The organism is Frigoribacterium sp. AC394 (genome assembly GCF_979258095.1).
The window spans coordinates 1,397,026-1,411,545 of sequence record NZ_OZ409834.1; the positions used below are offsets into that span (position 1 = coordinate 1,397,026).

Annotated in this window: 10 protein-coding genes and 1 tRNA gene; 3 read left to right on the top strand and 8 right to left on the bottom strand. The window is 72.3% G+C overall.

Annotated features, from left to right (window positions below; translation table 11 throughout):
• Positions 1-4 precede the first annotated feature (4 nt).
• Positions 5-1,054, top strand: a complete 1,050-nt coding sequence (locus ACZZY9_RS06470) for a hypothetical protein (protein WP_463463454.1) — start codon at positions 5-7, stop codon at positions 1,052-1,054.
• A gap of 157 nt (positions 1,055-1,211) precedes the next feature.
• Here ACZZY9_RS06470 and ACZZY9_RS06475 read toward each other — a convergent pair whose 3' ends face one another.
• The 6 genes from ACZZY9_RS06475 to ACZZY9_RS06500 all read right to left on the bottom strand — a co-directional run bounded on the left by ACZZY9_RS06475 (position 1,212) and on the right by ACZZY9_RS06500 (position 9,792).
• Positions 1,212-3,203 carry an APC family permease gene (locus ACZZY9_RS06475; protein ID WP_463463455.1) on the bottom strand — a complete coding sequence of 664 codons (1,992 nt, stop codon included), beginning with the start codon at positions 3,201-3,203 and terminating at the stop codon, positions 1,212-1,214.
• A 99-nt stretch (positions 3,204-3,302) separates the two neighbouring features.
• Entirely contained in the window at positions 3,303-4,001 is a 699-nt protein-coding gene (locus tag ACZZY9_RS06480; RefSeq protein WP_463463456.1) for a response regulator, read from the bottom strand.
• Entirely contained in the window at positions 3,998-6,562 is a 2,565-nt protein-coding gene (locus ACZZY9_RS06485; protein WP_463463457.1) for a sensor histidine kinase, read from the bottom strand. Before ACZZY9_RS06485 ends, ACZZY9_RS06480 begins: the two co-directional genes overlap by 4 nt.
• A 209-nt stretch (positions 6,563-6,771) precedes the next feature.
• Positions 6,772-6,861, bottom strand: a tRNA-Ser gene (locus ACZZY9_RS06490).
• Between the two features lie 335 nt (positions 6,862-7,196).
• Positions 7,197-8,921, bottom strand: coding sequence for a glycoside hydrolase family 13 protein (locus ACZZY9_RS06495; protein ID WP_463463458.1), 1,725 nt, complete (start codon positions 8,919-8,921; stop codon positions 7,197-7,199).
• A 226-nt stretch (positions 8,922-9,147) separates the two neighbouring features.
• Positions 9,148-9,792: a TetR family transcriptional regulator C-terminal domain-containing protein gene (locus ACZZY9_RS06500; RefSeq protein ID WP_463463459.1), complete on the bottom strand. Its 645-nt coding sequence runs from the start codon at positions 9,790-9,792 to the stop codon at positions 9,148-9,150.
• Positions 9,793-9,843: 51 nt separating this feature from the next.
• On the opposite strand from ACZZY9_RS06500, the gene ACZZY9_RS06505 reads away from it, so the two are divergent.
• On the top strand, positions 9,844-10,317 hold the full coding sequence (locus ACZZY9_RS06505; RefSeq protein WP_463463460.1) for a GNAT family N-acetyltransferase: 474 nt from the start codon (positions 9,844-9,846) through the stop codon (positions 10,315-10,317).
• A 552-nt stretch (positions 10,318-10,869) separates the two neighbouring features.
• Here the strand turns inward: ACZZY9_RS06505 and ACZZY9_RS06510 are convergent.
• Together ACZZY9_RS06510 and ACZZY9_RS06515 are read right to left on the bottom strand one after the other, a co-directional pair.
• Complete coding sequence (locus tag ACZZY9_RS06510) at positions 10,870-12,147, bottom strand: mannosyltransferase family protein (RefSeq protein ID WP_463463461.1); 1,278 nt, start codon at positions 12,145-12,147, stop codon at positions 10,870-10,872.
• 124 nt (positions 12,148-12,271) lie between these two features.
• Positions 12,272-12,835 carry a TetR/AcrR family transcriptional regulator gene (locus ACZZY9_RS06515; RefSeq protein WP_463463462.1) on the bottom strand — a complete coding sequence of 188 codons (564 nt, stop codon included), beginning with the start codon at positions 12,833-12,835 and terminating at the stop codon, positions 12,272-12,274.
• A gap of 99 nt (positions 12,836-12,934) precedes the next feature.
• Between ACZZY9_RS06515 and ACZZY9_RS06520 the strand changes: the two genes are divergently transcribed.
• Positions 12,935-14,398, top strand: a complete 1,464-nt coding sequence (locus ACZZY9_RS06520) for an MFS transporter (RefSeq protein WP_463463463.1) — start codon at positions 12,935-12,937, stop codon at positions 14,396-14,398.
• Positions 14,399-14,520: the final 122 nt, after the last annotated feature.

Here is a 14,520-nt window from a genome sequence, read left to right on the forward strand (position 1 = left end):
GTGCATGACGCCGACAGACCCCCGCCGCTGCCCGATCGTCTACGCCGCCGGCCATGGCGCCGGGACGCGAGAGCAGCGGCGCCTCCAGCTGAGTGCGCTGCGAGGCGATCTCATCCGCATCCACAGGGGCGTCTACGTCGCAGCAGACGTCTGGAGCGGACTCGACGGACGCGGACGGCATGTGGTCCTCGCCCGGGCCGTGACCGCCGGCCTCGACGAACGGTGCGTCATCGGACACCACACCGCCGCGGCCGTATGGGGCCTGCCTCGCGTGCACGACGACTACGGCGACGTGGTGACCGTGTTCGACCCGAGACGCTCGACGACCAGCAGGTCCACGCACCTCCTGCGGCGTCCCGGCATGGTGACACCCGACGACCAGGTGGTTGATGACGGGCTGCGGCTCACGACCATCGAACGGACCGCGGTCGACGTCGCACGGACGGCGTCGTTCGCCGACGCGGTGCTCTGCGTCGACGCCGTCCTGCGGCGGCTCGTCCTGCCCCACGGCGATCGACCACTCGACCCTGTGGTCGTCCGAGCCCTCGATTCGCGGCGAGCCGATCTGCTCGGCCGGTTGGGCCCTCCGTCGCATCCCGGCAACCGCTCTGCGCGACGCGTCCTCGAATTCGCGTCGCCCCTGGCCGAGAGCGCCGGGGAGTCGTTGTTGCGCGTCGTCCTGTTCGAACTGGGCCTGTCGCATGTCGAGCTGCAACGGGTCTGCAGAGATCGGGGGCGCTTCGCCGGGCGATGCGACGCCTTCCTGGCCGAGTCCGGCGTGGCCATCGAGTTCGACGGCCACGCCAAGCTGACCGACCCCGAGATGTTGCAGGGACGGCGACCGGCAGACGTCCTGCGAGAGCGGAGTCGGCGGGACCGGCGCCTCCTCGGTGACCCCGCGATCCGCGTCGTCGTGCACTGCGAGTACATCGACCTCGTCCAGCCCGAGAGACTCGCCGAACTCCTTCGTTCAGCCGGGGTGCCGCTCGACCCCCGTCGCGTGACCGCGGCCGCTCGCATCGCCCGTCGGCGCTTCACGGGCATGACGTCATGAACCGCGTTCGCGAAGATGAACTGCGATCTATCGCGGTTCATCTTCGCGAACGCGGTTCTTCGCGGGGCGGGGCAGGGCAGGGCAGGGCAGGGCGGGGCCGGGCGGGGCAGGGCGGGGCAGGGCAGGGCAGGGCAGGGCAGGGCGGGGCAGGGCGGGGCTAGCTGACGTGCACGTCGGGGCGGCGCGAGCGGTGCGGCTCGGCCTGGCGCAGCACCTCACGGGTGACGGGTGCGACCTCGCCGGCACCCGTCACCAGGAACCTCCCCATGTTCGACAGCGGGCTGCCCTCGGTCCACTCGAAGTAGATGTCGGGCACGACGCCCGTCTCGTCGCGGATCGCCAGCAGCACCGACGCGATCGTGTTCGGCACCGCGCCGCTCGTCACGCGCAGCACCCGGTACCCGTGCACGACGCAGCCCGTGACGACGAGGTCCTCCTCGAAGTCGGACGAGTCGCCGGGGTGCACCTCCAGGAAGATGACCGGCGAGCGCTGCGGGATCCCGCTGTACCGCCGTTCTGCGCTGAGCTTCTTCTTGTAGATCTCGGCGACCTCACGCCCCGGCTCGTGCGCGATCACGCGGATCGACCCGTACTCGTCGGCGTCCTCGCGCACGTACCCGAGCGCGCTGTCGTCGAACGAGATCGACGTCGCCCGCAGCTGGAACGACCGGCGCACCCGCGAGAACAGCGACACGGCCATGATGCCCACGATGAAGATCGCCGCGATCTTGACGCCGTCGGGCCGCTCGACGACGTTGACGATGGTCGTGTAGACGAAGACCAGGGCGATGGCGCCGAAGCCGATCGTGCGCTTCGACTGGCGTGCGCGCCGGGCCGACAGGGTGACCGCGACGGAGGCGCTGGTGATCAGCACGAGCACTCCCGTCGCGTAGGCGCCGCCCTGGGCGTCGACGTCGGCGTCGAACACGATGGTGATGATGAACGCCACGACGGTGAAGACGAGCACGAGCGGGCGCACGGCGCGCGCCCACTGCGGCGCCATGCCGTAGCGGGGCAGGTACCTCGGCACGAGGTTCAGCAGGCCGGCCATGGCCGAGGCGCCGGCGAACCACAGGATGCAGATGGTGCTGATGTCGTAGATCGTGCCGAAGCCGTTGCCCAGGTACTCGTGCGCGAGGTAGGCCAGCGCGCGGCCGTTCGCCGCGCCTCCTGCCTGGAACTGCTCCTGAGGGATCAGCAGGGTCGTGACGAAGCTCGACAGGATGAGGAACGAGCTCATGATGATCGCCGCGGTGGTCAGCAGGCGTCGCGCGCCGCGGATGCGACCCGTGGGTCGCTCGGCGGTGTCGGTCGGGTCTCCGGTGATCTGCGGCATCACGGCGACGCCGGTCTCGAACCCGGAGAGGCCGAGCGCGAGCTTCGGGAACACGATCAACGCGATGCCGACCATCACCAGAGGGTTGCCGTGCTGCACCGTGAGCGCCTGCCACCAGTTCCCGATCACGACGGTGTTCTCGGCGACATGGAAGATCGACACCGCGATGACGACGAGGTTCAGCGTCAGGAACACCCCGACGAGCACCACGGCGATGCCGATCGCCTCCTTGAACCCGCGGAGGAACACGGCGGCCAGCAGCGCGATCAGGAACAGCGTGATCGGCACCTCCGCCCCGTGGAACCACTCCGGCGTGAACGGGTTCTCGACGGCGTGGGCGGTGGCGTCGGCCGCCGACAGCGTGATGGTGATCATGAAGTCCGTCGCCGCGAAGCCCAGCAGCACCAGCACGAACAGCTTGCCGCCCCACCAGGGCAGCAGTCGCTCGAGCATCGCGATCGAGCCCTCGCCGCGGGGGCTCTCGCGGGCGACCCGGCGATAGACGGGCAGCGCGCCGAGCAGCGTGAGCGCGATGAGCACGATGGTCGCCAGTGGCGACAGCAGACCGGCGGCGACGGCGGCGATCGCGGGCTGGTATCCGAGGGTCGAGAAGTAGTCGACGCCGGTGAGGCACATGACGCGCCACCACGAATGCGTCTTCTCGACCTTCTCGGCGTGGGGCCCCTGGTGGGCGCCCGAGTTCTCCGTCAGCCCGTCGAGCAGCCAGTTCCGGAGGCGCGAGTCATCCGGTCGCGTCGGCTGCGGTTCGAGCGCATCGCCGTCGCGACCGCTTCTCTCAGACACTGTGGACACGGCGGACCCTCCGATCGCACGCTCCGAGGCCGAAGCACGCGTGATCACACGTTAGGCGTGCGATCGGCTGCTCAGAGGAGGTCGAGCGTAGGGATTCCGTTAGGACTGCGGATCGTCGGGTTCGAAGCGGTACCCCATGCCGAGCACGGTCACGAGGTAGCGGGGCGACGCGGGCACGGGCTCGAGCTTCTTGCGCAGCTGGGCGAAGTAGAGGCGGAGGTAGCCGGTGTCCTTCGCGTGGAACGGTCCCCAGACCTGCGTGAGGATCGTCTCGCGCGTGATCAGCTTGCCCGGGCTGTGCAGCAGCAGCTCGACGATCTTCCACTCGGTCGGGGTCAGTCGCACCTGTTCGCGGTCCGCGCCCCGCTCGACGGTCTTCGCCGACAGGTCGACGCGCACGTCGCCGAACGTCGTCACCGGATGCTCGTCGTCGGCTCCGCTCGGCAGCCGCCGGGTCTGCGCCCGGATGCGCGCCAGCAGCTCCTCCATGGCGAACGGCTTCGTCACGTAGTCGTCGGCGCCGGCGTCGAGCGCCTCGACCTTGTCGGCCGCGTCGGTGCGACCCGACACGACGAGGATCGGCACGGTCGACCAGCCGCGCAGCCCCGCGATGACCTCGACGCCGTCGAGACGGGGCATCCCGAGGTCGAGCATCACGAGATCGGGGTGCTCGGTGGCCGCCAGGTCGAGGGCCGTCCGGCCGTCGCCCGCGGTGACGATCTCGTACCCGCGCGCGCCGAGGGTGACCTTCAGCGCCCGCAGGATCTGCGGGTCGTCGTCGGCGATCAGGATCTTCACGGTGCCTCCTCGCCGACCGTAGCCGATGCGGTCGACCCGACCCGCGCCTCCGGCGTAGGGATTCCGTGAGGATGCGCGACGGCCACCGCGGCGAGCGACACGACCATGGTCAGACCGCCGCCCGGGGTGTCGTCCAGCGACAGCGTGCCGCCCATCGCCTCGACGAAGCCCTTGCTGAGCGCGAGCCCGAGACCGAGGCCCGCGGCGTTGTCGGTGTCGCCGAGTCGCTGGAACGCCACCATGATCTCGTCGCGCCGATCGGCCGGCACACCCGGCCCCCGGTCGACGACCCGGATCTCGACGCGGCCGCCGAAGACGCTCGACGAGATCCGCACCCGCTCGCCCGCAGGCGAGTAGCGCAGCGCGTTGTCGAGCAGGTTCACCAGCACCCGCTGCAGCAGCACGGTGTCGGCGCGCACTGGCGGCACCGCGACGCGGAGCGACAGCTCGACGTCGACGGGGCCCAGCCCCAGCTCGTCGAGGGCGCCCATCACGACCTCGTCGACGTCGACGTCGGCCGGGGTGACGGCCAGCGCGCCCGCCTGCACCCGGCTGACGTCGAGCAGGTTCGTCACGAGGGTCGAGAGCGAGTCGAGGCTCTCGTGCGCGGTCGACAGCAGCTCGTCGCGGTCGGCGTCGCTCCAGCGCACGTCGCTCTGGCGGAGGCCGCTCACGGCCGCGGTCGCCGCCGCGAGCGGTCTGCGCAGATCGTGTCCGACGGCCGCGAGCAGCGCGCTGCGCATCCGGTCGACCTCGGCGAGCGGTCCGACCTCGCCGGCCGTGCGGCTGAGGGCGGAGTGCTCGAGCGCCGCCTCGACCTGCGCCGCGACGACGCCGAGCAGACGCCGGTCGGCCGCGGTGACGTCGCCGGTCACCTCCAGAACGGTCCCGTCGCCCACCGGGAGGCGCGTGACCGGGCCGACCACCGCCTCCTGCCCGGTGCTCTGCAGCTCCCGCTCCCCCGAGCCCGAGTCGGTCACGATCCGCACACGGCTGAGCCCGAAGGCCTCGCGGGTTCGCGTGATGACCGCCTGCAGCGCCCCTTCGCCGCGGATCACGCTGCCCGCGATCGTCGCCAGCAGCTCGGTCTCGGCGAGGGCACGGGCCGCCGCCCGCGATCGCCGCGCGGCCTGGTCGACGACCCAGCTGACCAGCGTCGCGTTGACGAGATAGAGCACGACCGCCAGCAGATGCAGCGGTTGAGCGATGGTCAGGCTGTAGATCGGGGCGATGAAGTAGACGTCGAGGATGATGCCCGACAGCAGCCCCGCGAACAGCGCCGGCCAGAGACCGCCGGTCACCGCGACGACGAGCACGAGCAGCTGGAGGAGGAGGACGTCGCCGGCGATTCCGTCCTCCGTCCGGTTGTTCGTCAGCAGCCAGGTGAGCAGCGGCCCGCCCGCGAGGGCGAGCACGAAGCCGGCGATCACCCGACGGGGAGACAGGGCGCCGCCGAGCCGGGGCAGGCGCGATCGACCGCCCGCAGCCGAGTGGGTGACGATGTGCACGTCGATCCGACCCGACTCGCGGATCACCGTCGCCCCGATGCCGGGGCCGCTGAGCGCCGTGGCGAGACGCCCGCGACGGCTGACCCCGATCACGAGCTGCGACGCGTTCGACGCCCGGGCGAAGTCGACGAGGGCGCGCGGCACATCCGAGCCGACGACCTGGTGGTACGTGCCCCCGGCCTTCTCGACCAGGGCGCGTTGGGCCGCGAGGGCGCCGGGCTCACCCTGCGCCAGTCCGTCCGGGCTGCTGACGTGCACGGCGATCAGCTCGCCGCCCGACGACCTCGCGGCGACGCGCGCGGCCCGCCGGATGAGCGTCTCGCCCTCGGGCCCACCGGTGAGCGCGACGACGATGCGCTCGCGCGCCTCCCAGTGGCTGTCGATGCCGTGCTCGTCGCGGTAGGCCTTGAGCGCGCTGTCGACCTCGTCGGCGAGCCAGAGCAGGGCCAGCTCGCGGAGCGCCGTGAGGTTGCCGAGCCGGAAGTAGTTCGACAGCGCCGCGTCGACCCGGTTCGCGGGGTAGACGTCGCCGGCATTCAACCGGTCGCGGAGCGCCTGCGGGGCGAGGTCGACGACCTCCACCTGATCGGCGGAGCGGAGCACCGCGTCGGGCACGGTCTCGCGCTGCCGCGCACCCGTGATCTCCTCGACGACGTCGCCGAGCGACTCGATGTGCTGCACGTTGACCGTCGACACGACGTCGATGCCCGCGTCGAGCAGAGCCCGCACGTCGTGCCAGCGCTTCTCGTTCGTCGAGCCGGGGGCGTTCGTATGCGCGAGCTCGTCGACCAGCGCCAGCTCGGGTCGCCGCGCGAGGACCGCCTCGAGGTCCATCTCGTCGAGCACGACGCCCCGGTACGTCCGCACGCTGCGCGGGACCACCTCGAGGTCGCCGATCATGGCCTGCGTCGCCGCACGCCCGTGGGTCTCGACGACGGCCACGACCACGTCCCGGCCCTCGGCGGCGAGCCGCGCGCCCTCCTCGAGCATCGTGTACGTCTTGCCCACCCCGGGCGCGGCCCCGAGCAGCACCCTCAACCGACCCTGCGTCATGCGGCCAGCATCGCACCTCCGGCGGTGCAGGCGGTGCGGGCCGGTGCACGCGGTGCGGGCGGTGCGGCCGGTGGGGGCGGTGCGCCCGGTGCGGGCCGGTGCACGTGCGGCCGGTACGGCCTGCGCTCAGCGCGGGTACCGGCATCGCGGGGGGAAAGCGAAGGACCCCGTGAACTGATCTGGCGAGATCACAACTCAACGGGGTCCAGCGGAGCCGGTGGGATTTGAACCCACGGTTCCCACAAAGGGAACTCCACCTTAGCAGGGTGGTGCACTAGGCCGAACTATGCGACGGCTCCATCACGCGCCGCAGAGCGAACGCGCTTCAGAAAGCATACCCGGAGTCGGAGTGGATGCGGAACCGCGCCTCCTCGGCGATGTCACGGCAGCCGCGGCGGCGGATTCACCCGTCTATCCCCCGTTCCGAAGGGTGCCTCGATTTTGTCCCCCCATCGGCGGACCAATAAAGTACCCCTTGCTGCCTTGTGGTGCCGCCCCTGATCGTGGCGCCGCAGGGCTTCATGTGTGCCGGTTCGGGCCGCCGCATGAATCCCCGATCGCCCCGTCGAGCTGGTTACTCGTCGGGGCGATCTCTTCTCGGCGCCGGAGACCCGGCCGAGGAGGCGCGGGTCGCCTACGCCCGCAGCCAGACCGCCGTCTCACCCGGCAGCACCGCGTCGGCACCGCTGCCGGGGCCCTCGCCGACGTCGCCCAGCGGGCCGCTCGCGACGAGCACCTCGCCGGCCGGCATCGCCACCGGCGTCGGGCCGAAGTTGCAGACGACGTGCCAGCCGCCGGGGCGGGAGAAGTGCAGCACCTGAGGCTCCGCGCCGGCCACGGCACCGGTGTCGGCCACCGCCTCCCAGGTCAGGGTCTCGTCGGTCTGCAGCTCGCGCCGTGCCGCGAGCGCCGCACGGTAGAGAGCCAGAGTCGAGGTCGGGTCGCCGTCTTCGGCCTCGACCGAGAAGTCGCGGAACCACGTCGGCTGCGGCAGGTGCGCCGGGCCGGGGCCGAAGCCGAACGACTCGCCCGAGCGCTCCCACGGCAGGGGCACGCGGCAGCCGTCGCGACCGACGTCGACGCCCGGGTTGCGGAAGAACGCAGGGTCCTGGCGCTGCGCCTCCGGGATGTCGCCGACCTCGGGCAGCCCGAGCTCCTCGCCCTGGTAGATGTAGGCCGAGCCCGGCAGACCGAGCATGAAGAGCGACGCGGCGCGCGCCCGACGGAGTCCGCGCTCGGCGTCGACCTCGGAGGCGTCGCCTCCGGCGAGCAGCCACTCGGCACCCTGCTTGACCTCGCGACCGGCCAGCGGGGGCAGCCCGTAGCGGGTCGGGTGACGCACCACGTCGTGGTTCGAGAACACCCAGGTCGTCGACGACCCCGACTCGTCGGCCGCCTTGAGGTTGTACGTGATGATGTCGTGGAACGCCGTGGCGTCGAAGTCGGCCTCTAGCAGGTCGAAGTTGAACGCCTGGCCGAGGCCGGACGCGCTGGCGTAGCGGGCACGACGCGAGGGCTCGACCCAGGCCTCGGCCACGGCCGTGCGGGGCGGGTCGTACGAGTCGAAGACCTCGCGCCAGGTGGCGTAGATCTCGTGCACCTCGTCGCGATCCCACACCGGGTGGTCGCCGTCGGCCTTCGGCAGGGCGTCGATCTCGGCCTTCGAGGGCAGCACCTCGGGCAGGCTCTTGGCGAGGCCGTGGGCGACGTCGACACGGAACCCGTCGACACCGCGATCCGACCAGAACCGCAGCGTCGTCAGGAAGTCCTCTCGCACCTCCTCGTCGTCCCAGTTCCAGTCGGGCTGCTCGCTCGCGAACGAGTGCAGGTACCACTGGCCGTCGGCGACGCGCGTCCAGGCCGGGCCGCCGAAGATCGAGGTCCAGTCCGACGGCGGCAGCTCGCCGTCCTCGCCGAGACCGTCGCGGAAGATGTAGCGGGCACGGGCCCGCGAGCCGGCGGGCGACGCGAGCGCCTCTCGGAACCAGACGTGCCGATCGGACGAGTGGTTCGGCACGAGGTCGACGATCACCTTGATGCCGGCGCCGTGCAGCGCCGTGATCATCTCGTCGAACTGCGCGAGGGTGCCGATCTTCGGATCGACGTCGCGGTAGTCGTCGACGTCGTAGCCGCCGTCGGCGAGGGCCGACGGATAGAACGGGCTGAGCCAGACCGCGTCGACGCCGAGCGTCGTCAGATACGGCACGCGCGCGGTGATGCCGGGCAGGTCGCCGATGCCGTCGCCGTTCGAGTCGGCGAAGCTGCGCGGGTAGATCTGGTACACGGCGGCCTGGCGCCACCAGGTCGGGTCGTCGGTCAGCAGCTCGGTCGTGGGGCTGGTCTGGAGCGTGTCGGTCATCGTGGGGCGGCGTCCTTTCGTGGGTGGAGCGGTGGGCGCGGGCACGCCGTCGTATCCCGGTTCGCGAACGCGGCGTCGGTGCCGCGGTCCGAGTTCTTCGGGTGTCCGGATGTCCAGGTTGAGACTCTAGATCGCCGTCGTGGCGGCCGCCGACACGGGCGCGGGCGCGGTGCGGCGCGGCGCGGCGCGGCACCAGGCGGTACCGCCCGGGGCGGGCTCGCCGAGCTCAGCCGGGGAGCCGCCGGCCGAGAGCGTCGGACACGGCCCGGTCGAGCACCGCGCGTTGCCGCACCGGAGGCCATCGCTCGGGATCGCCCGCCGCCAAGGACGAGACGCCCTCGACGGCTGCGGCGAGCGCGGCAGCCCGCACGGTGACGTCTCCTGCGGCGCCGGCTTCGGTGGCGCCGGCTTCGGTGGCGCCGGCCTCGGTGGCGCCGGCTACGTCGGCCGACGTCAGCAGTCGCGCCAGCCGGTCGGCGAAGGCCCCGCTGTTGTCCGCGTGGCGCTCGACCAGCAGAGGGTCGCTGAGCGCGGCGGCCAGGAACCCGATCCAGACGCGGGCCTCGGCGAGGGTCGCCTCGTCGGTCGGCAGGGCCGCTGCGACCACCGCCCGCAGCGCCGCCGCCGGATCGCTCGCGTCGGACTCGGCCCTGTCGGCGCGGAGCCTGGTGCGTTCGTGCAGCACATCGCGCGCGTGCAGCAGGAGGGCCTGCTTGTTCGGGAACGTGTGGAGGACGAGCCCCGTCGTGCACCCGGCCCTCTCGGCGACCGCCCGCAGCGTGAGGCCCACGGGCCCCCGGTCGGCGAGCGTCGTGAAGACGGCCTCGGACAGGCGGAGGCGGGTCGCGTCAGCGTCTCGGGTGCGAGGCATGACACACAGCGTAACGCCTGTTACCGTAACGATCGTCACGAAAGGACGAGCATGACCTGGCAGATCGAGACCATCCCCTTCGACCACCCCGAGGCCGACCGGCTGCGCCGCGCCCAACGGCGCGAGCTCGACGCCCGATACGGCAGCGACGACCACGAACCGGGTGCGGTGCCGACCGCCTCCGACGTCCCGGTGTTCATCGTCGCCCGCGACCCCGACGGTCGAGCGGTCGCCTGCGGCGGCCTCCGCCCCCTCGACGACGCCGTGGTCGGCCCGGACACCGTCGAGATCAAGCGCATGTTCGTCGAGCGGACGGCTCGCGGCTCGGGTGTCGCGACCGCCGTGCTGCGGGCGCTCGAAGACGCAGCCCTGGGGCTCGGAGCCCGACGCGTCGTGCTCGAGACCGGCACCCTGCAACCGGACGCGATCCGCTTCTACGAGCGCGAGGGCTACGAGACCATCCCCGGCTTCGGCCCCTACGCCGGCGCCGACCTCTCGGTCTGCTACTCCCGCGACCTGCGCTGATCCCGCGTCGGCAACTCCTGCCTCCTGCCGCGCGACGCGGCGACACGCGGCACCGGCGCCACCCAGCGCCGCAGGGAACAGGAGTTGCCGACCACCCCCGCCGGCCCAGCCAGCCCGCGCACACCGAGCAACGCCGCCCCACCACCCCGGCGCGCGTCGGCAACTCCTGCCTCCTGACGCGCTGGCCACCCCGGCCCGCGTCGGCAACTCCTGCCTCCTGACGCGCGACGCGGCCACACGCGGCACCGGCGCCACCCAGCGCCGCAGGGAACAGGAGTTGCCGACCACCCCGCCAGCCCGCGCACGCCGAGCAACGCCGCCCCCACCACCCCGGCGCGCGTCGGCAACTCCTGCTTCCCGCCACGCACCGCGGCCACACGCGGCACGGGCACCACCCAGCGCCGCACGGAGCAGGAGTTGCCGACGGGACTTCGCGACCCCGGGCCCAGCCCCCGCTCCCAGCTCCCAGACCCGGGCCGGGCCGGGGCGGGACTTCGACTCGCGGCTCGATCCGCACGACCACGCGCCTCTGGGCCGACGCACCCGACCCCGCTACGGGTACCCGACGAACCAGAGCAGCACCACGGCGACGGGCTGCAGGGCGAGGCCGCCGACGAGCAGGGACCTCCGGAGGCGCGGCGACGGTGCGATCGCGGGGTGCCCGAGCAGCGGCGCGATCGGCATGAGCAGCCGCGGCAGACTCTGCTGCGGCAGGAACACCGCCACGAGATACAGCACATAGGCCGCCGAGTACGACCAGATCTCGACGCCGAGCGCCCGGGTCGAGCGGCGGGAGAAGAACCACGCGATGGCCGCCAGCACGCCGACCACGACGACCGCCCCGGCCACGCCCAGGAAGGTCGTCGCCATCACGAACCACGGCGTCAACGGCGCGAAGTGCTGACGCCCGACGAACCCCACCCACCACGAGAGCTCGGTGTCGAGATAGGCGCCCGACCGCCCGGTGACGACGTCCGCGACGACCGGCCACGCGAGACCCGCCGCCGCCACGACGAGCCCGGTGACGACGAGCGAGACCTGCTCACGCCTCCCGAAACCGTCGCGCGCCGAGTCCGCCCCGGGCGCACCCGGCGCAGCCCCCGCAACCCCCGCAACCCCCGCACCACGCACAACCCCCGCACCCCGCGCACCCCGCGCGAAGTGCACCACCCCCGTCACGGCCAGCCCGAGCGCCAGCGCCAGCACGCCGGGCCGGGTGAACGCCGCGACGACGGCGAACGGCATCATCAGCAGGTACCGCCGACGGATCATCATCAGCAGCGCCGCGAAGACGAGCAGCAGCATGAGGCTCTCGGCGTAGGCGACCTGCAGCACGAACGCGGTCGGTCCGAAGCAGAACAGGGCGACGGCCCAGAGGGCGTTCGGGGCGCCGACGGTCTCGGCGACGATGCGGTGCAGGAGGACGGCGGCCCCGCCTCCGGCGATTGTGGCGACGACCAGTCCGATGGCGAAGAAGGAGTTGCCCGCGAGGTCGACGCCCAGCACGGCGGCGATGCCCCGCACCAGCATCGGGAACACCGGCAGGAACGCCCACGGGTTCGGCTCGACGCGACCCCGCCCGTCGACCGGCAGCTCGGTCGGATACCCGTGCTGCGCGATGGTGCGGTAGAAGCTGGCGTCCCACGAGCCGGAGAACGAGGCGAAGCCCGGGTCGCTGCGATGGCTGGCGAACTCCCACCCGCGGGTCGTCGCGAGCGCGAAGAGCCCGCCCAGCCAGGCGCTCGACACCAGCCGCGACAGGGCGTAGAGACCGAGCACGACGAGCAGGGGCGGAGCCGACCTCACCCGGGTCGCGACGGTCTGCAGCACGCAGCGAGCCTAGGGCGTCGCCGAACGGGGTGAGCCTCTACGGACCCACCGCGAAGCAGCTGGCTGCGAGGCCCGCTGCGGGCGTCGGTCGCTCGGCGGCCGGCGCCCGAGCTGCGGGGCGGGTCTAGGCCGGGCCGAGGAGGCGCGCGACGGCCTCGCGCACGATCTCGCGCTGCACGGCGCGGTCGGGTCCGCTGGCGGAGGCGTGCGGCAGGCCCGGCAGCTGCAGCCACGCCGTCGCGATCGAGAGCACCAGGGCGAAGACGTCGTCGCCCGACCAGGTCACCCCGTCGCCGATGAGGCGATCGAGATGCCCGACGGAGGTGCGCCTCACCTCGTCGAGGACGGCGAACGACGCCGCCCAGTCGTGCCGCTGCTCGAGACGGGCCCAGCCGAGCAGACGGTGGTTCTCGGGGTGCTCGACGAGATGGTCGAAGATGGCGACCGCGAAGTCGGGCGCAGTGGCGAAGTGCGGGGCGGCGGCGACGCCGAGCTCGGCGAAGGAGTGGTTCAGCACCGCTGTGAACAGCGCCTCCTTGTCGCCGAAGTGGGCGTAGAGCCGCTCTTTGCTGCACCCGGCCGCGGTGGCGATGCGGTCGACGCGGGCGCCGGCGAGGCCGTGCTCGGCGAACTCCGCCGTCGACGCCGCGAGGATGCGGCGTCGGGTGTCGTCAGCGTCGTAGGCCATGTCGTCACAGTATCCGCTTACGCAGCCAACCAACCAGTAGGTAGTATCGATCCGTCCACGACGGCCGCTCGTCGTCCGGCACCCCGATCCAGGAGAACAGTGACCACCTCAGCAGCAACGCCCGCCACCGGTGCGACCCGCACCGCGCCTCCTTCGCCCCGCCGCTGGTGGGTGCTCGTCATCGTCGGGCTCGCGCAGCTCGTCGTCGTGCTCGACGGCACGATCGTCAACATCGCCCTGCCCCAGGCCCAGGCCGAGCTCGGCCTGAGCGACGAGAACCGCCAGTGGGTCGTCACGGCCTACGCCCTCGCCTTCGGCGCCCTGCTGCTGCTCGGTGGGCGCATCGCCGACTTCTGGGGTCGCAAGCGCACCTTCATCGTCGGCATGATCGGCTTCGGTGCGGCCTCCGCCTTCGGCGGCCTCGTCTCGACCGGCGAGCTGCTCGTCACGGCGCGCGCCCTGCAGGGCGTCTTCGCCGCACTGCTCGCCCCCGCGGCCCTCGCGGTGCTCACCACCACCTTCGACCGCGGTCGCGAGCGCAACACCGCGTTCGCCGTGTTCGGCGCGATCTCGGGTGCCGGCGCCGCCGTCGGCCTCGTGCTCGGCGGGGTGCTCACCGAGTTCGTCAGCTGGCGCTGGTGCCTGCTCGTCAACGTGCCCATCGTGATCGTGGCCATCGTGGCCGCGGCGCTCGTCGTGCGCGAGAGCAAGGCCGAGGGCGACAACCGCCTCGACGTCGCCGGCACGATCGTCGTCGCGCTGGGGCTCGCCTCGCTCGTCTACGGCTTCACGCAGGCCGAAGACGGCTGGGACTCGGCCGTGGTGATCGGCTTCATCGCGCTCGGCGCCGGGCTGCTCGCCCTCTTCGTGCTGATCCAGAAGCGCAGCGACCACCCCCTCCTGCCGCTCGGCGTGCTCACGAACCGGGTGCGCGGCGGAGCGTTCCTGGTGCAGCTGATCGTCGGCAGCGTCATGATCGGCGCGCTGCTCTACCTGACCTTCCACCTGCAGATCGTGCTCGGCTTCGGCCCGCTCGAGGCCGGTCTCGCGACCCTGCCGATGACCCTCGTCATCATGGTCATGGCCCCGATTTTGACGAAGCTGCTGCCGGTCGTCGGCCCGCGCATCCTGATGATCGTCGGCCCGATCGTGGCCGCGGCCGGCCTGTTCTGGCTGTCGTTCGTCACCGTCGACGGCGCCTACGCGACGCATGTGCTGCCCGCGCTGATCGTGATGGGCGTCGGCCTCGCCGGCATCTTCGTGCCGATGCAGAACCTGGCCCTCGCCGGCGTCGCCCCGCACGAGGCCGGCGCCGCGAGCGCCACGTCGAACGCCATGATCCAGATCGGCGGGTCGATCGGACTCGCGGTCTACACGAACCTGTACGCGTCGGCCGTGGCCGGCAGCGACCTGCAGGGGCTCGGCGGGCTCGTCGACGGCTACCAGGCCGCCTTCGTCGGGGCCGCGGTCGCCGCCCTCGTGGCCGCACCGATCAGCTTCTTCATGATCCGCGGCTCGAAGGAGGACCTGCTGCCCTCGGGCCCCGTCGTCCACATGGGCTGACTCCGACCTCGCCTAGCCCCGAGAGCCCGGGTCGAGGAGTCATGACACGCCGCGCCTCCTCAGGGGACGCGGCGTGTCGTGACTCATGGATGGGCGCGGGCCGGGCCGGCCGCCGGCGCCGA

Bases quoted from the DNA above. Each gene is read 5' to 3' on its own strand.
- ACZZY9_RS06470 (WP_463463454.1), top strand. From the start codon at position 5: ATGACGCCGACAGACCCCCGCCGCTGCCCGATCGTCTACGCCGCCGGC.
- ACZZY9_RS06485 (WP_463463457.1), bottom strand. From the start codon at position 6,562: ATGACGCAGGGTCGGTTGAGGGTGCTGCTCGGGGCCGCGCCCGGGGTG.
- ACZZY9_RS06495 (WP_463463458.1), bottom strand. From the start codon at position 8,921: ATGACCGACACGCTCCAGACCAGCCCCACGACCGAGCTGCTGACCGAC.
- ACZZY9_RS06500 (WP_463463459.1), bottom strand. From the start codon at position 9,792: ATGCCTCGCACCCGAGACGCTGACGCGACCCGCCTCCGCCTGTCCGAG.
- ACZZY9_RS06505 (WP_463463460.1), top strand. From the start codon at position 9,844: ATGACCTGGCAGATCGAGACCATCCCCTTCGACCACCCCGAGGCCGAC.
- ACZZY9_RS06515 (WP_463463462.1), bottom strand. From the start codon at position 12,835: ATGGCCTACGACGCTGACGACACCCGACGCCGCATCCTCGCGGCGTCG.